Source organism: Kribbella pratensis, assembly GCF_004365355.1.
Lineage (GTDB): Bacteria > Actinomycetota > Actinomycetes > Propionibacteriales > Kribbellaceae > Kribbella.
This window is the reverse complement of sequence record NZ_SODP01000001.1, coordinates 2,795,441-2,815,163: the sequence shown is the minus strand read 5'-3', so window position 1 is coordinate 2,815,163 and position 19,723 is coordinate 2,795,441. Positions and strand designations below refer to the sequence as shown.

16 protein-coding genes are annotated in these 19,723 nt (G+C 69.3%); 8 read left to right on the top strand and 8 right to left on the bottom strand.

What is annotated here, in order from left to right; all coding sequences use genetic code 11:
* Window positions 1–21 precede the first annotated feature (21 nt).
* Both EV653_RS13280 and cpt read left to right on the top strand, forming a co-directional pair.
* Complete coding sequence (locus EV653_RS13280; protein WP_134102245.1) at window positions 22–1,269, top strand: MFS transporter; 1,248 nt, start codon at window positions 22–24, stop codon at window positions 1,267–1,269.
* Window positions 1,266–1,802, top strand: a complete 537-nt coding sequence (gene cpt, locus EV653_RS13275) for a chloramphenicol phosphotransferase CPT (RefSeq protein WP_134102242.1) — start codon at window positions 1,266–1,268, stop codon at window positions 1,800–1,802. The genes EV653_RS13280 and cpt overlap by 4 nt, the downstream gene beginning before the upstream one ends.
* Here the strand turns inward: cpt and EV653_RS13270 are convergent.
* A complete protein-coding gene (locus tag EV653_RS13270; RefSeq protein ID WP_134102239.1) occupies window positions 1,787–2,392 on the bottom strand; it encodes a TetR/AcrR family transcriptional regulator in 606 nt (201 codons plus the stop codon). The genes cpt and EV653_RS13270 overlap by 16 nt on opposite strands.
* Window positions 2,393–2,454: 62 nt before the next feature.
* On the opposite strand from EV653_RS13270, the gene EV653_RS13265 reads away from it, so the two are divergent.
* Window positions 2,455–3,465, top strand: a complete 1,011-nt coding sequence (locus tag EV653_RS13265) for a hypothetical protein (RefSeq protein WP_134102236.1) — start codon at window positions 2,455–2,457, stop codon at window positions 3,463–3,465.
* A 25-nt stretch (window positions 3,466–3,490) separates the two neighbouring features.
* A complete protein-coding gene (locus EV653_RS13260) occupies window positions 3,491–4,081 on the top strand; it encodes a TetR/AcrR family transcriptional regulator (RefSeq protein ID WP_134102233.1) in 591 nt (196 codons plus the stop codon).
* On the opposite strand, the gene EV653_RS13255 is transcribed toward EV653_RS13260, so the two are convergent.
* Both EV653_RS13255 and EV653_RS13250 read right to left on the bottom strand, forming a co-directional pair.
* Complete coding sequence (locus tag EV653_RS13255) at window positions 4,068–5,165, bottom strand: aldo/keto reductase (protein WP_134102230.1); 1,098 nt, start codon at window positions 5,163–5,165, stop codon at window positions 4,068–4,070. The two genes, EV653_RS13260 and EV653_RS13255, sit on opposite strands and share 14 nt — an antisense overlap.
* A gap of 43 nt (window positions 5,166–5,208) precedes the next feature.
* Entirely contained in the window at window positions 5,209–5,979 is a 771-nt protein-coding gene (locus tag EV653_RS13250) for an SDR family NAD(P)-dependent oxidoreductase (RefSeq protein ID WP_134102227.1), read from the bottom strand.
* Between the two features lie 33 nt (window positions 5,980–6,012).
* Here EV653_RS13250 and EV653_RS13245 point away from each other — a divergent pair, with 33 nt between their 5' ends.
* Complete coding sequence (locus EV653_RS13245; protein WP_134102224.1) at window positions 6,013–7,995, top strand: GMC family oxidoreductase; 1,983 nt, start codon at window positions 6,013–6,015, stop codon at window positions 7,993–7,995.
* Between the two features lie 2 nt (window positions 7,996–7,997).
* Here EV653_RS13245 and EV653_RS13240 read toward each other — a convergent pair whose 3' ends face one another.
* Both EV653_RS13240 and EV653_RS13235 read right to left on the bottom strand, forming a co-directional pair.
* Window positions 7,998–8,516: a VOC family protein gene (locus EV653_RS13240; protein ID WP_134102221.1), complete on the bottom strand. Its 519-nt coding sequence runs from the start codon at window positions 8,514–8,516 to the stop codon at window positions 7,998–8,000.
* Between the two features lie 33 nt (window positions 8,517–8,549).
* Window positions 8,550–9,206, bottom strand: coding sequence for a LysR family substrate-binding domain-containing protein (locus EV653_RS13235; RefSeq protein ID WP_238159705.1), 657 nt, complete (start codon window positions 9,204–9,206; stop codon window positions 8,550–8,552).
* Between the two features lie 65 nt (window positions 9,207–9,271).
* Here EV653_RS13235 and EV653_RS13230 point away from each other — a divergent pair, with 65 nt between their 5' ends.
* Window positions 9,272–9,655 (top strand): DUF5997 family protein, encoded by a 384-nt coding sequence (locus EV653_RS13230; RefSeq protein ID WP_134102215.1) that lies wholly within the window; start codon window positions 9,272–9,274, stop codon window positions 9,653–9,655.
* Between the two features lie 234 nt (window positions 9,656–9,889).
* Here the strand turns inward: EV653_RS13230 and EV653_RS13225 are convergent, their stop codons facing one another.
* Both EV653_RS13225 and EV653_RS13220 read right to left on the bottom strand, forming a co-directional pair.
* Window positions 9,890–10,630 (bottom strand): alanyl-tRNA editing protein, encoded by a 741-nt coding sequence (locus EV653_RS13225; RefSeq protein WP_134102212.1) that lies wholly within the window; start codon window positions 10,628–10,630, stop codon window positions 9,890–9,892.
* A gap of 1 nt (window position 10,631) precedes the next feature.
* Entirely contained in the window at window positions 10,632–11,795 is a 1,164-nt protein-coding gene (locus tag EV653_RS13220; RefSeq protein WP_202871585.1) for a pyridoxal phosphate-dependent aminotransferase, read from the bottom strand.
* Window positions 11,796–11,818: 23 nt separating this feature from the next.
* Here EV653_RS13220 and EV653_RS13215 point away from each other — a divergent pair, with 23 nt between their 5' ends.
* The gene (locus EV653_RS13215) at window positions 11,819–12,703 is read left to right on the top strand and encodes an NAD-dependent epimerase/dehydratase family protein (RefSeq protein WP_202871584.1); all 885 of its coding nucleotides are present in this window, start codon (window positions 11,819–11,821) and stop codon (window positions 12,701–12,703) included.
* Here the strand turns inward: EV653_RS13215 and EV653_RS13210 are convergent.
* The gene (locus EV653_RS13210) at window positions 12,655–14,022 is read right to left on the bottom strand and encodes an FAD-binding oxidoreductase (protein ID WP_238159704.1); all 1,368 of its coding nucleotides are present in this window, start codon (window positions 14,020–14,022) and stop codon (window positions 12,655–12,657) included. The two genes, EV653_RS13215 and EV653_RS13210, sit on opposite strands and share 49 nt — an antisense overlap.
* A gap of 177 nt (window positions 14,023–14,199) precedes the next feature.
* Here EV653_RS13210 and EV653_RS13205 point away from each other — a divergent pair, with 177 nt between their 5' ends.
* Window positions 14,200–19,713: an ATP-binding protein gene (locus EV653_RS13205; protein WP_134102206.1), complete on the top strand. Its 5,514-nt coding sequence runs from the start codon at window positions 14,200–14,202 to the stop codon at window positions 19,711–19,713.
* The last annotated feature ends 10 nt before the right edge of the window (window positions 19,714–19,723 follow it).

The window sequence follows — 19,723 nt, the reverse complement described above, 5'->3', positions numbered from 1 at the left end:
ACTACGGAGGAGGTACAGACCATGACGCCGGAGCGGGTACTGCGGACCTACGTCACGCTGGTCGCGGTGTCGACGGGTGCATCGTCGATGATCTGGGGCATCAACACGTTGTTCCTGCTGGACGCGGGCTTGAGCATCGGCAAGGCCTTCGCGGCCAACGCGTTCTTCACCGCCGGCATGGTGCTGTTCGAGGTCCCGACCGGTGTGGTCGCGGACACGGTCGGACGGCGTACGTCGTACCTCCTGGGCACGGCCACTCTGTTCGGGTCGACGTTGCTCTACCTGCTCCTGTGGCGGGCGCATGCGCCGTTCGCGTTGTGGGCGGTGGTGTCGGTGCTGCTCGGTCTCGGGTTCACGTTCTTCAGCGGCGCGACCGAGGCGTGGCTGGTCGACGGCTTGCACGCGACCGGGTACCGCGGGTCACTCGACGCGGCGTTCGCGAAGGGCCAGGTGGCGAGCGGGATCGCGATGATGGGCGGCTCGATCGGCGGCGGCTTCCTGGCCCAGGTGACGAATCTCGGCATGCCGTACGTCGTCCGCGCGGTGTTGCTCGCGGTCACCTTCGGGGTGGCGTGGCGGGCGATGCGCGATCTCGGGTTCACGCCGAAGCCGCGGGTCTCGGTGCGGGGTGAGATGGGCGGGATCGTCCGGGCGTCGCTGCGGCACGGGCTGCTGAATCCGCCGGTGCGCTGGGTGATGCTGGCCGGTCCGTTCACGGCCGGTGTCAGCGTGTACGGCTTCTACGCCGCGCAGCCTTATCTCCTGCAGCTGTACGGGCACGCCGATTCGTACTGGATCGCGGGTCTGTCGGCCGGGATCGTGGCCGGTGCGCAGATCGCCGGCGGCGCGTCGGCGTCGTACGTCGCGCGCATCTTCCGGGACCGGATCGCGATCCTGATCGGGGCGATCGCCGCCTCCGCGGCCGTGATCGCGCTGATCGGTCTGGTGACGTCGTTCTGGGCCGCGCTCGGTCTGCTGATGGTGTGGGGCACGATGTTCGCCGCGATGACGCCGGTGCGGCAGGCCTACCTGAACAGTCACATCCCCTCGGAGCAGCGGGCGACGGTGCTGTCGTTCGACAACCTGCTCGGTTCGGCCGGTGGCGTCGTGGTCCAGCCGGGGCTCGGCCGGTCCGCGGACCTGTGGGGCTACGGGCAGGCGTACCTGCTGGCGGCTGGGATCCAGGTGCTCGCGGTGCCGTTCCTCGGGCTGGCTCGCCGTAAAGCCGTCGAGGTGACGCCGGACCAGCCTCTAGCCTTGCAGGCGTGACGGTTCGACTGATCATCCTGAACGGCGGATCCAGCTCCGGGAAGACCGCGATCGTGCGGGCGCTGCAGGAGGTGCTGGACGAGCCGTGGCTCGGGTTCAGCGTGGACGACTTCGTCGACGCGCTGCCGGCCAAGCTCGAGGGGTCGCCGGACGGGATCGTGATCGGTCCGGACGGCGAGGTATCGGTCGGCTCCGCGTTCCGCGAACTCGAGGCGGCCTGGACCGCCGGGATCGTCGCGATGTGCCGGGCCGGCGGACGGGTCGTCATGGACGACGTCTTCCTCGGCGGCCCGTCCTCGCAGCAGCGCTGGCGGAACGCGATCGGCGACCTGGAGACGCTGTGGGTCGGTGTCCATTGCGATCCGTCGATTGCGGCCCAACGCGAACTCGCCCGCGGCGACCGGCCACCCGGCATGGCTGAAGGACAGGCGCTGATCGTCCATCAGGGCATCACGTACGACGTCGAGGTGGACACGTCTCACACCGGGTCGATCGACTGCGCGCGGACGATCGCGGCCTACGTGAAGGCCTGATCGACGACGGCGAGCGCGCTGATGATGCGTTCGCGATGTTCCGCGGCGACGACGGCGGGGTCGTCTCCGGCGAAGATCCGGCGTACCGACTCGAGATGGACGACGCGGTAGGCGGCGACCGTGAGCGCGGCGGTCAGCTGAGGATCGGGTACGCCGGTGTGCGCCATCGCCGCGGCGATCGCGTGCTCGATCTGCTGCAGTAGTTCGCGGGCGCGGTTCTGCAGGGCCCGGGACTCGGCGACGACCTCCCAGAACCGGCGGAACGTGCCGCGGATCGTGGACAGCGGGTTCCCCTCGTCGGCCAGCGCGACCAGAAGATCGGACAGCGCCCGGACCGCGGACGTGCCGGCCGGGCGGTCGTTGACCGCGGCAACGACCAGGGCCTCCGCCTCGGGGTACCGGTCGAACAGTAGGTCTTCCTTGCGGGCGAAGTGCGCGAACACGGTCGGCCGCGCGACGTCCGCCGCCTCGGCGACCTCGGACACCGACACCGCATCGAAGCCGCGCTCGAGGAAGAGCGCGGTCGCGACCTCCGAGATCCGGGTCCGGAGCTCGGCCTTCTTCCGCTCCCGGCGGCCCTGGTGGTTCACGGTTTAACCATACCGGATAAAAAGATGTACCGAGTATGAGTTCACTTGCTAGGCTCGAGATCATGCGATCAATCGGGGTGAACTACGACACCGGCCTGCAGTACGACGGCCGCAGTACGCGCAACCGTTTCGACGCCGACGCGGTGCGCCGTGAGATGGCGGTGATCGCGGACGAGCTGCATGCTCCCGCGGTCCGGGTGGTCGGCACCGAGCTCGACCGGCTGGTGGTGGCGGGAGAGGCGGCGTTGGCTGCCGGGCTGGACCTGTGGTTCTCGCCGATGCCGATGAACCTCGAGCCGTCCGAGTTCATCGCGTTCCTCACCGACAGCGCCGCACAGGCCGAGGTACTGCGGCAGTCGGCGCGCGGTGACGTCGTGCTCGTGCTCGGGTGTGAGCTGTCCGTGTTCTGCAAGGGATTCGTGCCGGGCGAGACGACGGGGGAGCGGCTCGCGCTGATGGGCGATCCGGCGACCTGGACCGACCCGGCCAAGCTGACGGAACTGCAGGCCGGCCTGGCGCGCTGGGGTGCGGTGCAGGAGGAGCTGGCGAAGGCCGCTCGGAGCGCCTTCAGCGGTCGGATCACGTACGCCGCCGGCCTGTGGGAGGACGTGAACTGGGAGCTGTTCGACATCGTCAGCGTCGACGCGTACCGGGACGCGGCCAACGCGGCGACGTTCGCCGACGAGTTGGCGTCGCGATCGAAATGGGGCAAGCCGGTCGTCGCCACCGAGTTCGGCTGCTGCGCGTACCGCGGCGCGGCCGAACGGGGCGGGACTGGCTGGAGGATCGTGGACCGCAGCGTCGTACCGCCGGTCATCAACGGTTCGTACGAGCGGGACGAGGAGGAACAAGTGGAGTATCTGTTCGAGCTGGTCGAGGAGTTCGACCGGATCGAGCTGGCGGCGGCGTTCTGGTTCAGTTTCGCGGGCTTCGAGCTGCCGCGCCGCGAGAACGATCCACAGCACGATCTCGACCTCTCGTCGTACGGGCTCGTCGCGGTCGGCGACGACGGGCAGTGGCGGCCGAAGAAGGTGTTCGGCAAGCTCGCGGAGCTCAACGCCGACCGGAGCTGATGGACCGGCGGGTACATTTGACCCCGTGCTGACAGCGAAGGGCGCGGCGACGCGGGACCGGATCGTGACGGCCGCTGCTGCCGAGATCCGCGAGCGTGGGATCAGTGCGGTGAAGCTGGACGACATCGGCCGGCGCAGCCGGACCGGGAAGAGCCAGCTGTTCCACTACTTCCCCGAGGGCAAGGAGCAGTTGCTGCTCGCGGTCGCCGAGCGGGAGGCCGAGCAGGTGCTCGAGGACCAGGAGCCGCACCTCGGGCAGCTCACCAGCTGGGACGCCTGGGCCGAGTGGCGTGACGCTGTCGTGGAGAAGTACCGGCGGCAGGGGGTGAACTGCCCGCTCGGCGTACTGATCACCGAGATCGGGCGGCACACCCCCGCCGCGCAGGCCGTGACCGGGAAGCTGCTCGAGCAGTGGCAGCGACGGCTCGAGCTCGGCATCGAGGACATGAAGGCCGCGGGCGAGATCCGTGCCGACGTGGATCCCGCCCGCGCCTCGGCCGCGCTGGTGGCCGCGATCCAGGGTGGCGTCGCGATCCTGATGGCGTCCGGTTCCTCGACCCAGCTCGAGTACGCGCTCGACCTGTGCCTGGACTACCTGCGCGCTAGCTCCAATTGACCACTGGTGGCCGGTAGCCCGCCGGCTTGTCGGCGACCTTCGTTCCGGCGTTGACCAGCCAGCCCTGGTACTGCGGTGTGAACATGCGGTACACCGATTCCGGCGGTACTGCGCCGGCGTCGTCGAGCGCCGTACGGAGCTCGGCCGGCAGTTCGAACCCGAGCGCCTCGATGCTCGACCGGAGCTGCTCCGGGCGGCTCGCACCGACGATCGCAGACGCGACGCCCGGCTGGGTGGCTGCCCAGTTGACCGCGACCTGAGCCATCGTCACGCCGAGCTTGTCCGCGACATCCTTCACCGTGTTCAACAGGTCCCAGTGCCGGTCGCCCCATGTCCGCGCCGGTGAGCCGTCACCGGTGAGTCGGCCTTCGCCTGCCAGGCCCTGAGCGTCGTCGCGCTGGTACTTACCGGTGAGGAAGCCACTGGCCAACGGGCTCCACGCGGTGATGCCGAGCCCCAGTTGCTGTGCCATCGGGACGTGCTCGGTCTCGATCGCCCGCTCGGCCAGCGAATACGGCAGTTGCAGGCTGACCATCGGGGTCAGCGAGTGCGCGTCGGCCAGCGTCTGCGCGCGGGCGGCATACCAGGACGGTACGTCGGACAGCCCGGCGTACCGGATCTTGCCGGCGCGGGCGAGGTCGTCGAAAGTCCGCAGTACCTCGTCGATCGGGGTGATGCGGTCCCAGGTGTGCAGGAGGAACAGGTCGACGTAGTCAGTGCCGAGCCGGCGCAGGGACTCGTCGAGCGCGCGGATGAGGTGCTTGCGGCTGTTGCCGCCGGCGTTGGGGTCGCCGGAGTCGACGCTGTTCGTCGCCTTGGTGGTGAGCACCATCCGCTCCCGGATGCCCGCCTCGGCGATCAACCGGCCGAGGATCCGTTCGCTCTCACCCGCGGTGTAGAAGTCGGCGGTGTCGATGAAGTTGCCGCCGGCATCGACATAGGCGCGGAAGATCGCCCGCGCCTCGTCCTCGGTCTTGCCGTACGGCGCGTGGAAGCCCGCCTGCCCGAAGTTCATCGTGCCCAGTGCCAGCCGGCTGACCCGCAGCCCCGACCGCCCGAGCAGGTAGTAGTCGTCAAGTGCCATGCCCACAGCGTTGCTCGGCAAAAATGGACCGGCAAGTACAAAGTCACACGGCGGTGTAGCCACCGTCCACAGGTACGACGGCTCCGGTCACATACGCCGCGGCCGGCGAGGCGAGGAACGCGTACGGCGCCGCGATCTCGTCGACCGTGGCGCGTCTGCCGAGCGGCGTGAACGTGGTGATCCGCTGGTCCGAGGCCGGATCGTCGTGCGCGGTCACGCTGTCCATGATGTTCGCGACGTACCCGGGCGCGACCGCGTTCACCCGGATCCCGTGATCGGCCCACTCCGCCGCGAGCGTGCGGACCAGCTGGTTGATCCCGCCCTTGCTCGCGGCGTACGGTGCCAGCGTCGGGATCCCGACCTGGCCGGCGATCGACGACGTCATCGTCACCGACCCGCGCTCCTGGCGCCCGATCCAGTACCGCGCGGCCGCCTGCGCGGGGAGGAACGCCCCACGCAGGTTCACCGCGAGAATGCGATCCCACTCGTCCGGCGTGTACTCGACCGCAGGCTTGATGATGTCGATCCCCGCGTTGCAGACCAGATGATCCAGCCGCCCGAACGCGGCGACTGCCGCCTCCACCAAACCCTGTGCGACCGACGCGTCGCCGACGTCTCCGGCCGACCCGACCACTCGCCCCGGAAACTCCGCTGCCAGCCGCGCCGCGGTCGCCGTGGTCTCGTCCGCCGCGTACCCGTTGACGACCACGGCCGCGCCCTGCCCCAACAGCGCCCGCGCGATCGCCAACCCGATCCCACGACTCGACCCGGTCACCACAGCCGCCCTACCCGTGAGATCGAACAGCGTGCTCATGCGGCCAACGGTAGTGCGTGAAAGGATTTCCTCGTGGCCCTTTCTGAACAGCAACGGATTGTGCTCGAGCGACTGGCGGAGCTGGTCGTACCGGCGGACGAGTTTCCGTCCGCGGCGGGCGGAGTGATCGGGTTCGTCGAGCGGGTGCTGGCTGAGGATCGGCCGGATTGGTTGCCGCGGGTCGAGCGCGGGCTCACGGTTGCTGAGGCTGCTGGGCTTGAGGGCGCCTTGGCGGATACCGATGGTGCGTGGCTGGTTCGGTTGGTGGCGCAGGGGTATTACGCGGAGCCGGCGGCGTGGGGGATGGTGGGGTGGCAGAGCGGCGACTTCCCGACGGTGCAGACCGAGTTGGCGATCACGCCGCGGTCGGCGGTGGCGGATCGGTACGACGCGATCGTGATCGGCTCCGGGGCTGGTGGGGGAGCGGCGGCGCAGGTGCTGGCGGAGTCGGGGAGGTCGGTGCTCGTCGTCGAACTGGGTCGCTATCCGACGACGGAGTCGCTGGCGCGCGATCATCTGCGCAATCCGCGGTCGGTCGGGGGGCTTCCGGCGTACACGGATCCGGATCCCGCGGGGCGGCCGCGGATCTCGGTCGTGGATGGTGTGCGGAGTCAGGTGCTGCCGCCCGACGGTGGGTGGGGGAACAACGCGTTCACGGTCGGTGGTGGGACGCGCGTGTACGGCGCGCAGGCGTGGCGGTTCGTGCCGCGGGACTTCCGGATGGCGACGACGTACGGCGTACCGGAGGGGAGCGCGCTCGCCGACTGGCCGATCTCGTACGACGACCTCGAGCCGTACTACTCGCTGGCCGAGCACCGTTTCGGGGTGAGCGGTGGCGGGACGGATCCGTGGCACGAGCCGCGATCGATCCCGCTGCCGATGCCGCCGATGCCGCGGACCGGGCCGGCCGAACTGCTGTCCGCGGCTGCGGAGCGGTTGGGCTGGGGGATTCTCGACGTACCGCTGCTGATCAACTCGGTCGACCACCAGGGACGATCGGGGTGCGTGCGGTGTGGACTGTGCGTCGGTTTCGCTTGTCCGGTCGATGCGAAGAACGGGACACACAACACCGCACTGCCCGCCGCGCTCGCGACCGGCAACTGCGCTTTGGTCACCGAGACGACAGCCGAGCGGCTGGTCACCTCAGCAGGGCGGGTCACCGGTGTCGCACTGGTCGCGAGCGATGGGTACGGCGGGATCTGGCGCCGGACCGTTTCCTGCAACGAGGTCGTGGTCGCGGCGGGCGCATCCGAGACGCCGCGGCTGTTGCTGAACAGCGCGCACGACGGCGAGCCGAACGGGATCGGCAACAACCAGGACCAGGTCGGGCGGCACTTGCAGGCGCATGTGTACGCCGGTGCGATCGGGCTGTTCGAGGACGAGGTGGTCGATCTCGTCGGGCCGGGTGCGTCGATCGCGACCTGCGACTTCCGGCACGGGAACGACGGGATCATCGGCGGCGGGATGCTCGCGAACGAGTTCGTGCCGACACCCGCGGCGACGTACGACTATCTGACCGGCGCCGGGCTGATTCCAGCCGCCGGGGCGGCGGGCAAGCAGGCGATGCGTCGTGAAGTACGGCGGATGCTGCGCGTGGTCGGGCCGATCCAGGAGGTGTCGTCGGCCGAATCGCGGGTGAGGGTCGATCCGTCAGTGCTCGACCGGTTCGGCAATCCGGTCGTGGTGACGAGCGGATCGATCCATCCGGAAGACGTGCGCGCACACGGCTTCATGAGCGCCAAGGCCAAGGCATGGCTCGAGGAGGCGGGCGCGATCCGGACCGCCGTCGGCGCCTTCGGCACGCTCGGCCGAGCGAGCAGCGGACAGCACCAGGCCGGCTCGTGCCGCATGGGCAACGACCCGGCGCGTTCGGTCACCGATCCGCACGGCCGTGTCTGGGGTCATGACAACGTCTGGATCGCGGACGCCTCACTCCACGTCACCAACGGCGGCGTGAACCCGGTCCTCACCGTCCTGGCCAACTCCTTGCGCATCGCCGACCAGATCGTGCGTTGACCTCAGGCCAGCGTGCGGGAGATGCCTACGCCGCTGCGCGCGTCGGGGCCGTACTTCTCGATCTCGGCGGCCAGGTTGAGCCGCGCGACGCCGGTCTTGTTGCGGTCCTCGTCGGTGAGCAGGTCGGCGGGGATGATCCAGACGATCTCGAACTCGAGCCCGTCGGGGTCCTTGCCGTACAGCGACTTCGTCGTGCCGTGGTCCGAGGCGCCGACGAGCGCGTCGTGCTCGCTCAGCCGGCCGGCCAGGTCCTCGAGGTCGCCGAGCGTGTCGACCTCCCAGGCCAGGTGGTAGAGCCCGACCGTCGTCCGGCCCGCGCCGGACGAACCCGCCTGCGAGCCGATCTGGAACAGCCCGAGGTCGTGGTCGTTGCTCGACCCCGGCGCCCGGAGGAACGCCGCGCCCGGGATCGCGTCACCGGTCTCGGTATAACCGAAGCCGAGGACGTCTCGGTAGAACGCGACGCTCGCTGCGACGTCGCGCACGTACAGGACCGCGTGGTTCAACCGGAAGATCGCCATACCCACGATGATAGTTGAGAACTCAACTTTAGACTAGCGCCGGCGCCGGGGCTTCTGCCGGCTTCTGTCCGGCTGCTTCTTCGCGACCGGCCTCTTGGCGACCGACTTCTTCGCGGCCTTGGGTGTCGCCGGGCCGCGGGTGCTGTTCGTCGTCCGGCCGCGCACGATGCCGATGAAATGCTCGACCAGCTCACCGGTCTCGTCCGCTTCGGGCCAGCTCAGCGCGACCTGCGACTCCGGTACGCCGGTCAGCGGGCGGTACGTCAGGTCCTTGCGATGGTGCAACCGCGCCAGCGACTGCGGTACGACGAGCAGACCGGTGCCCATAGCAACCAACTCGACGGCGTCCCCGGTGCGCGCCGGCCGTTCCTCGATCAGCCGCCCCGGCGGTCGATCCCAATCGAGTACGTCGTCCTGCGGGTGCAGCATGAGCTCGTCCGCGAGGTCGTCCACGGTGATCTCGTCGGCGGCCGTGATCACGTGATCCTTGGGCACCACGACGACCGTCTGCTCGACGTACAGCGGGATCGCGTGCAGGCCGGTCCGGTCGATCGGCAGGCGCAGGAGCGCCGCGTCGGCCTCGCCCCGGCGTACCAGGTCCGGAGCGTCGGCGGCGGTGACCTGGATCAGCTCGAGCGGGACGCGGGGGAGGCGCTCGGCCCAGATCCGGACCCACTTGGCTGGGGTCACGCCAGGAACGTAGCCCAGCCGGAATCCGGTCACGTCGTCAGGTTACCGGGCGTTACGCTGCTGTCATGACAGCGCGCAAGACAACCCAGAAGACTTCGCAGACGATGAAGCCCTCGACGGCGGCGAAGAAGCTGGACGTGTACCTCCCGGCCACGCCGGCGGAGTTCCAGGAGGGTGTCGTGTCGCGCGACGAGCTGAACGCGCTGCAGACCGACCCGCCCGAGTGGCTCCGGGAGCTCCGACGGACCGGACCGCACCCACGTTCCGTGGTGGCGGCAAGGCTCGGCGTCTCGATCAGCGGCCTGGCCCGGGCCGGCATCACCGAGGCCTTGACGACAGACGACATCGAAGCCATCCGCGCCGAGAACCCCGACTGGCTCGAACACGAACGCGCCACCCAAGCCGAAGTCCGCCGCCAGGCCGCCGAACAGAAGCAGCAGAAGTCGTAGAGCCCAAGGGCAATCAGAAGTCGTGGCCGAGCTCTTCTGTGAAGAGATCGAAGGAAAGACCGGAGAAGAGGGCTGCCCTGCCGCTCCGGACGAGTTCTCCGGCCCACGGCCCCGCTGAGTCGTGGCAAATGGTTTCGGCTCCGAACACCGAGTCGTGGATCAAGGCAGATTCTCAGAACCTCTTTCCACGACTCGGCGGAACCGGGGCGAACCGGCTGCCACGACTCGGCGGGTTCAGGTGATTCGGACGCGGAGGCGGCGGAAGCCTTTGCCTTTGCTTTCCATTTTGACGACTTCCAGTTGGCCGATCATTGCGGTCGACGCGACGTGGGTGCCGCCGTCGGCCTGGGTGTCGAGGCCGGCGATGTCGACGATGCGGACGATCTCGATGTCGGGCGGGAGCAGGTTCGTCGCGGTCCGGATGATGTCCGGGATCGCGAACGCCTCCTCGCGCGGCAGGTTGCTGACCGTGATTCGGCGATCGGTGCGAATCTCCGCGTTCACCGCCTCCGCTACCCGCTCCTTGAAGTCCGGCGGTACTTCGGCCAGGTCGAAGTCCATCCGCGCCGACAGCGGCTCCATGTTCCCGCCGGTCACGAGCGCGCCGAAGTCGCGGAACACCACGCCGGTCAGCACATGCAGCCCGGAGTGGGTCCGCATCAGCTGAGTACGCCGTTCGTCGTCGAGCGCCCCGCGCACCGCCGTACCGACCGGAGGCACCGGGTCGCCGTCGTGCGGCACCAGATACAGGTCGTCCCCGCGCACCGTCCCGACGATCCGCGTCCGTACGCCGCCCCACAGCAGCACACCCTGGTCCGGCGGCTGACCGCCACCACCGGGATAGAACGCGGACCGGTCGAGCACGATCCCACGCTCCGGATCCACCCCGACGACCGTCGCATCCCACTCCCGGACCGACGCATCGTCCAGATCCAGCCGATGCGTGTGCCCGTGCTGATTCCCGTCACCGCTCATCTCAGTGCGCTTTCACGAGTTCTGTGAATGCATCCAGGGCCCGGCGGATGTTTTCCACCGAGTTCGCGTACGAGAAGCGCAGGTGGTTCTCGCCGTACACACCGAACGACGTGCCGGGGAGACACGCGACGCCGGCCTCGTCGAGCAGGCGATCGGCCAGGTCCGATGCCGACAGGCAGAGCTCGCTGATGTTCGGGAACGCGTAGAACGCGCCGCCGGGCTCGACACATGACACACCCGGTACGGCGTTCAGCCCGGACACGATCACCTCACGCCGTTCGCGGAACGCGTCCAGCATCCGATCGACGTCGTCCCATGGTCCTTCGAGCGCGGCGATCGCGGCGTACTGGCTGAAGGCCGACGTACAGGAGACGGAGTTGATCATCAGTCGCGTCACCGGCTCGACCAGCGGCTCCGGGAACACGCCGAAGCCCAACCGCCAACCGGTCATCGCGAACGTCTTCGACCAGCCGTCCAGCAGGACCGTCCGCTCGCGCATCCCGTCGACGTCCAGGACGCTGTGATGCTCGCCGTCGTACCGGAGGGCCCAGTAGACCTCGTCGCTGAGTACGACGAGATCGTGCTCGATCGCGATCTCGGCGATCTGCTGGAGCTGCTCCGGGGTGGAGGCGCTGCCGCAGGGGTTGTGCGGCGAGTTGAGGATGAGCAGCTTGGTCCGGTCGGTGACCAGCGAGCGGAGCTCATCGGGGTCGATGACGAACCCGTTCTCCTCCCGCAGTGGCACCGGCACCGGCTTCGCGCCGGCGAACGACGCGATCGACGCGTACATCGGGAAGCCGGGGTCGGGGTAGAGGACCTCGTCGCCCTCCTCGCACAACGCGAGGATCGTGAAGAACATGATCGGCTTCGCGCCCGGCGTGATCAGCACCCGGTCGGGTGAGGTCCGCAACCGGCCGGTGCGCTCTAGGAACTCGGCCACCGTCGTCCGCAGCTCCGGGATTCCAGGCGCCGGGACGTAGTGCGTGAAGCCCTTGTCCAGGGCCTGCTGCGCGGCGGCGATCACGTGCGCCGGGGTGTCGAAGTCGGGTTCGCCGATCTCGAGGTGCACGATCTCGCGACCCTGCGCCTCCAGCGCCTTCGCCTTGGCCAGCACCTCGAAGGCCGATTCGGTCCCCAGTCGTCCCATCCGCTGAGCAAGTTTCACAAGCCAAATCCTAATCTGCAACGATGAAGAACATGGCACGGGTAGCGGTGACAGGAAGCAGCGGCAAGCTGGGTCGCGCGGTGGTCGACCACCTCGCGGACAACGGCTGGGACGTGGTCGCGCTCGACCAGGCTCCGCCGGCGCGCGCGGACGTGACGTCGACACGGCTCGATCTGACCGATTTCGGCCAGACGTACGAGGCGATCGCGGGCATCGACGACCGCCACGACGGCGTCGACGCGGTCGTGCACCTGGCCGCGATCCCGGCACCGGGCCTGCGGCCGAACGCGGCGACGTTCCACAACAACATGACCGCGACGTACAACGTGTTCTCCGCGGCGCTGCGGGCCGGCGTCCGGAACATCGTGTGGGCGTCGAGCGAGACCGTGCTCGGTCTGCCGTTCGACGAGTTCCCGCCGTACGTGCCGGTGGACGAGGACTACCCGCCGCGGCCGAACAGCACGTACTCGCTGGTGAAGACGCTCGAGGAGGAGCTCGCCCGCCAGCTGTGCCGGTGGCACCCGGACCTCAAGCTGATCGGGCTGCGCTTCTCCAACGTGATGTATCCCGAGGACTACGCCCGCTTCCCGTCGTTCGACGCCGACGCCCGGGCGCGCAAGTGGAACCTCTGGGGCTACATCGATGCCCGTGACGGGGCGCAGGCGGTCCGCAAGGCGCTCGAGTACGACGTGACCGGGACCGACGTCTTCATCGTCGCGAACGCCGACACCGTGATGTCCCGGCCGAACGAGGAGCTCCTCGCCGAGGTGTTCCCCGGCGTGGAGGTCAAGCGGCCGTTCGGGCCGAACGAGACGCTGCTGTCGATCGACAAGGCGCGGCGTCTGCTCGGCTACGAACCTCAGTTCTCCTGGCGAGGACCGAACGGGAAGAGCGAGTCCGGGTCGTAGGTGGCCCGGACCTCGCGCAGTCGCGCGAACGTGTCGGCGGGCCAGGACGCTTCGTAGGAACCCGGCAACGCGAAGCCGCCGGCGAAGTTCACCGTGGTCTCGGCACTGATCCACGGCTCGAGCTTCGCGATCAGCCCGTCGACCGTTGCCGGCAGCACCTTTTCGAACAGGCTCGGATCCGGTACGCCGATCAGCGTCAGGGTGTACGCCCCGCCGCGGCCGCCGACCGCACTGCCCTCCGGTACGTCGCGTTCGGTCGCGCCGCCGAGATGCCGGATCTCGACCGCGATCAACGGGAGCTGCTGGTCCGGACCGGCCGCCTCGAGGAAGGCCGCGACGAAGTCGGCGTCCAGCTCGTCGAGCATCATGCCGCGGTCCCACGACGGCGTCGGGTCCTTCGGGTCGTTGTGGATCAGCGGAATGTCGCTGGCCGGCATCTCGCCGACCGCGTCGATCAGCGTCGTACCGGCGTCGCGGATCGGCTGGAACAATTGCTTGCCCTCGGCCACATCTCCGACGTACGCGAACCGCACGCTGAGCACGGTCTTGCCACGCAGCGGTTGCGGGATGAACTCGAGCGGTGGGAGGCGCAGGATCACGACCGACGAGTTCGCACTCTCCGGCAGTGTCTTGGTCCACTCGGTCCAGGTGCTCAGCACGGGAGCGATGTGCTCCGCGTCGAAGAACACCGATCCGCCGTACAGGGTGCTGAGCTCGGCGAGCTCGAAGTCCATCGACGTGACGATGCCGAAGCCGCCCTTGCCACCGCGCAATGCCCAGAACAGGTCCGGGTTCTCGGTGGCGCTGGCCGTCACCGAACCAGCAGCGGTGACCACTCGGAAACTGCGAGCCCAGTCGGATGAGAAGCCGTAGGTCCGCGCGAGCGGCCCGAGTCCACCACCGAGCGTGTAGCCGATGCAGCCGACGACCTCGGACGCACCCGCGATCGGCGCGAGTCCGTGCGGCGCGGCAACGCTGATGACGTCGGCCCACACCGAGCCGGCGTTGATGTGCGCGATCCTGGTGTCCGGGTCGACGGTCACGCCCTTGAGCCGGGAGGTCGTCACCACGATCCCGTCCTGGATCGGGTTCGGTACGCCGTGCACAGTCGCCAGCACGCGAATCGGCGAACCGGTCTCTGCCGCTGCCCGAACCACGGCGGCGGCGTCGTCCACGGACGTCAGGCCGACCACCACCTCAGGACTGTGGGTAACCGCCAGGTTGAACCCCGACAGCTCTTCCGCGAAGCCCTCGTCCCCGCGCGCCAGCACAGGTCCCGCGACCGCTCCCCGCAGCCGGCCGATCAATTCATCCGACACGATGCTTCCCCTCCGTCGACTGCCGGAAGTCTTTCACCGGGCCGGGTCAGGCTGGAAAACAGGCTCGAACACGCCTGAAAGGGGGGCCGACTCGACGGTAACGGGCATGGGCTGAAAACCTGTGCCAGCAGAGGGCGATCCCTTCTGTACAAGCAGGGTGAGACACGGAGGCGGTCGATGTTCAAGCGTATCGCAGTAGTGAACCGGGGCGAGGCCGCGATGCGGCTGATCAACGCGGTCCGGGAAGTCAACGCCGAAGGCGGTGACCCCATCGAGACCGTGGCCTTGTTCACCGACGGCGAGCGGACCGCGACCTTCGTCCGCGCGGCAGACATCACCTATCCGCTCGGCCCGGCATCGGCCCGGCCGTACCTGGATCTCGCCGTCCTCGAGCGAGCGCTCCGTGAGACCGGCGCCGACGCCGCCTGGGTCGGCTGGGGATTCGTTGCCGAGGACCCCGCATTCGCGGAGCTGTGCGACCGGATCGGCGTGACCTTCATCGGTCCGTCGGCCGATGCCATGCGCAAGCTCGGCGACAAGATCGGGTCGAAGCTGATCGCCGAGGAGGTCGGCGTACCGGTCGCGCCGTGGAGCCGCGGGGCGGTCGAGTCGCTGGACGCCGCGCTGGAGGCGGCCGAGCGGATCGGCTACCCATTGATGCTCAAGGCAACGGCCGGCGGCGGTGGCCGTGGTATCCGAGTGGTCCGCTCGGCAGACGAGCTGTCCGACGCCTACGCACGGACCAGCGACGAGGCTGCCCGCGCGTTCGGTAGCGGCGTCGTGTTCCTTGAGCGGCTCGTCACGGGTGCGCGGCACGTTGAGGTGCAGGTCATCGCGGACGGCCAGGGCACGGCGTGGGCGCTCGGCGTACGCGACTGCTCGGTGCAGCGCCGCAACCAGAAGGTGATCGAGGAGTCGGCGTCCCCGCTGCTGTCCGCGTCGCAGGTCGACGATCTGAAGGCTTCTGCCGAGCGGTTGGCGCTCGCGGTCGGGTACAAGGGCGCGGCGACGGTCGAGTTCCTGTACCACCCGGGCGAGAAGTCGTTCGCGTTCCTCGAGGTGAACACGCGTCTCCAGGTCGAGCACCCGATCACCGAGCTGACCACCGGGTTCGACCTGGTGAAGGCCCAGTTGCACGTTGCCTCCGGCGGCCGGCTCGAGGGCGTCAAGCCGGTCGAGAGCGGTCACGCGGTCGAGGCACGTTTGAACGCCGAGGACCCGGACCGCGACTTCGCGCCGTCGCCCGGGCGCATCGCCGTACTCGATCTGCCGGCCGGTCCCGGGATCCGTGTCGACACCGGCGTGAGCGCGGGTGACAGCATCCCCGCCGACTTCGACTCGATGATCGCGAAGATCATCGGGTACGGGCGGACCCGCGAGGAGGCGCTCGCGCGGCTGCGGCGGGCGATGGCCGCGACGACCGTGCTGATCGAGGGCGGCGCGACCAACAAGAGCTTCATCCTCGAGCTGCTCGACCAGCCCGAGGTGATCGACGGCAGCGCGGACACCGGCTGGATCGACCGGGTCCGCGGCGAGGGCCGCCTGATCTCGCACCGGCACTCCGGGATCGCGCTGGTCGCGGCGGCGATCGAGGGGTACGAGGACGCCGAGCGCGTCGAGCGGATCCGGCTGTTCGAGACCGCGCACGGCGGCCGCCCGCAGGTGCAGCACGAGGTCGGCCGCGCGATCGACCTGAAGCTGCGCGGCGCGAGCTACCGGGTCACGGTGGCCCGGATCGGTCCGGAGCGGTTCCGGGTCGGGGTGGGCAACGGCAACGGCAACCTGAAGGTCGTGGACGCCGAGCTGGAGCGGCTGGACGAGTACACGAGCAGGCTGGTTGTCGGCGGACAGCGGTTCCGCCTGGTGACCGCGACGCACGGCCCGGTGCACCTGGTCGAGGTCGACGGCGTGACCCACCGCGTCAGTCGCGACGAGGGCGGCGTACTGCGCTCGCCCGCGCCCGCGCTGGTGGTCGCGACGCCGGTGCAGACGGGTGCTGAGATCGAGGCCGGTGCGCCGGTGCTCGTGCTCGAGAGCATGAAGATGGAGACGGTGCTCTACGCGCCGTTCAAGGCGACCGTGAAGGAGCTGCTGGTCTCGACCGGCAGCCAGGTGGAGACCGGTGCGCCGCTACTCCGGCTTGAGCCTGTGGCAGATGACAGCCTCGAGCAGGCGGCACCGGTTCAGAACGGCGTAGAGCTGGATCTGCCGAACGGTACGGGGGAGAAGTCTGCTGCCGAGCGGGTGGAGCGCGGGCTCGATGACCTGCGGAGCATGCTGCTCGGGTTCGATATCGACCCGCAGGACGAGGGCGGCATGCTGGCCGACTACCTCGCCGCGCGATCCGAGCTCGCACATCAGCTGGCCGGGCCTCCGGTCGGGCCTGAGATCGAGCTGCTGAGCGTGTTCGCCGACTTCGCCGAGCTGAGCCGGAACAGGCCAGCCGGCACGGACACGAGCATCGAGAACCGCGTACACAGCCCGCGCGAGTACTTCTATACGTACCTGCAGAGCCTGGATCCGGATCGCGGTGGATTGCCGGCCGAGTTCCAGGCCCGGTTGACGCGGGTGCTCAGCAACTACGGCGTGACCGGGCTGGAGCGCAGTCCCGAGCTGGAGGAAGCGGTCTTCCGGATCTTCCTGGCGCAGCAGCGCTCGAATCCCGACGTGGTGCTGGTGACGTCCGTGCTGCAGCGGTGGATCGCCGAGCCGCTGCCGGAGTCGCCGCTCGACGAGTCCGTGCACGAGCTGCTGGACCGGCTGGTGCCGGCGACGCAGCTGCGGTTCCCGGTCGTCGGTGACCTGGCCCGGAGCGTTCGCTTCCGCTGGTTCGACCAGCCGCAGGTCGACGCCGAGCGGGCCTCGATCATCGCCGGGGTGAGCGACGAGGTCGCCGACCTGGCCGCGCACCCGGATGCGCCGGACCGGCAGCAGCGGATCGACGCGCTGGCCGCGATCCCGGAGCCGATCGTGCGGTTCCTCGCACAGCGGCTCGAAGGCGGCTGGGGTGAGCGCGAGCCGATGCTCGAGGTGCTCGTCCGCCGGCACTACCGCGAGTACGAGCTGCACGACCTGCGCGACTTCGCCGTCGACGGGCGGCCGGTCGCAACCGCCGACTATTCGATCGACGACCGTCCGAGCCATCTGGTCACGACGGTCGGGACCGTGGCCGAGCTCGCCGACCGCGACAGCGCCCTGTCCCGGATGCTGACCGCGCAGGTCGACGCTCGTACGGCCGGCCACGAGGCCGTCGTCGAGCTGTACCTGTACGGCCCGGACCTGCCCGAGTCGCAGCAGGAGGCCTCCGACCTGTACCGCCGCATGGTCGGCGACCTCCCGGTCTCCCAGCGGGTACGCCGGATCTCGGTCGCGGTCGCACCGGGACAAGGCCGCCCGGTCTCGTACTTCACGTACCGCCCGGCCGGCGGGTCGATGGCCGAGGACGACAACGTCCGCGGCGTACACCCGATGGTCGGCCGCCGCCTGAACCTCTGGCGGCTGCGCGACTTCCGCATCACCCGCCTCGATGCGCCCGAGGATGTGCTCCTCTACTACTGCGTCGCCCGGGACAACCCGGCCGACCGGCGGCTCGTCGCGCTGGCTCAGGTCCGCCAGTTCGCCGTCGTCCGGGACGAGGACGGCCAGGTCACCTCGCTGCCGCACGCGGAGCGGGCGATCGCGAACTGCCTCGAGGCGATCCGCCGCGCCCGCTCAGCGCGTGGTGCGGCCGGCGCCAAGCTGGACATGAACCACGTCTGGGTGCAGATCTGGCCGGTGGTCGAGGCCCAGGTCGACGAGGTGACCGCGCTGCAGCGCAACATCGCCCCGCTGACCGCGGGCGCCGGGATCGAGGAGGTCCTGGTCCAGGGCCAGGTCCAGGCTCCGGACGGTACGACGAACCCGGTCGCGGCCCGGTTCTACTACCAGCACGGCGCGGGCGTCGTCACGTCGGTCGAGCAGCCGCCGACCGGTCGGCTGATGCCGCTCGACGACTACGCCCAGAAGGTTCAGCGGTCCCGGCGACGCAACACGATCTACCCGTACGAGGTCAGCGGCATGGTCGCCGGTCAGGGCGGCTCGTTCGTCGAGCACGACCTCGACGACGCCGGCAACCTGGTCCCGGTCGAGCGGCCGAAGGGCCTGAACAAGGCCGGCATCATCGTCGGTATCGTCACCACGCCGAGCGAGCGGTACCCCGAGGGCGTCACCCGGGTCGCGATGAGCGGCGACCCGACGATGGCACTCGGCGCGGTGGCCGAGGCGGAGTGCTCGCGGATCATCGCGGCGCTCGACCTGGCCGAGCGGATGCAGGTCCCGGTCGAGTGGTACTCGCTGTCGGCCGGCGCCCGGATCTCGATGGACTCCGGCACCGAGAACATGGACTGGGTCGCGAAGGCGCTGAAGCGGATCGTCGAGTTCACCCAGGACGGCGGCGAGATCAACGTCGTGGTCGCGGGGATCAACGTCGGCGCGCAGCCGTACTGGAACGCCGAGGCGACGATGCTCATGCACACCAAGGGCATCCTGGTGATGACGCCGGACAGCGCGATGGTTCTGACCGGCAAGCAAACGCTGGACTTCTCCGGCAGCGTGTCGGCCGAGGACAACTTCGGCATCGGCGGGTACGACCGGGTGATGGGCCCGAACGGACAGGCGCAGTACTGGGCGCCCGACCTGAAGGCGGCCCGGGACGTGCTGATGACGCATTACGACCACACGTACGTCGTGCCGGGGGAGAGCGGTCCGCGCCGGGCCGTGACGTCGGACCCGGTGGATCGCGACGTCACGCCGTACCCGCACGAGGTGGCCGGGAGCGACTTCAAGACGATCGGTGAGATCTTCTCGACCGCGACGAACCCGGACCGGAAGAAGGCGTTCGACATCCGCACGCTGATGCGGGCGGTCACCGACCAGGACCACCCGGTGCTGGAGCGCTGGGCGGGGATGGCCGACGCCGACACCGCGGTCGTGCAGGATGCCCGGCTCGGCGGGTTCCCGGTCTGTCTGGTCGGGATCGAGTCCAAGTCGGTTCCGCGCCGGGGCTTCCCGCCCACCGACGGCCCGGACACGTACACCGCGGGCACGCTGTTCCCGCGGTCGTCGAAGAAGGTGGCGCGGGCGATCAACTCGGCCAGCGGCAACCGTCCGCTGGTCGTGCTGGCGAACCTGTCCGGCTTCGACGGCTCACCGGACTCGATGCGGAACCTGCAGCTCGAGTACGGCGCCGAGATCGGTCGCGCGATCGTGAACTTCCGGGGACCGATCGTTTTCTGCGTCGTCTCGCGCTATCACGGCGGCGCGTTCGTCGTGTTCTCGAAGTCGCTGAACCCGTCGATGACCGTGCTCGCGGTCGAGGGCTCGTTCGCCTCGGTGCTCGGCGGCGCGCCGGCGGCCGCGGTCGTCTTCGCGGGCGAGGTCGACGCGCGAACCGCTGCGGATCCGCGGGTCGCGACGCTGGCCAAGCGGGTCGGCGAGGCGACCGGAGCGGAGCGGGCTGCCTTGGCGACAGAGCTTGCCGACGTGCGAACCGTCGTACGGGCGGAGAAACTGGGCGAGGTCGCGACCGAGTTCGATCGCGTGCACAGTATCGAGCGGGCGCGCGACGTCGGGTCGGTCGATGCGGTCATCAGTGCAAGGGAATTGCGGCCAAAGTTGATCGAGGCAATCAATTCCGGGGTACCCGGAAGCTGATCACTCGCCT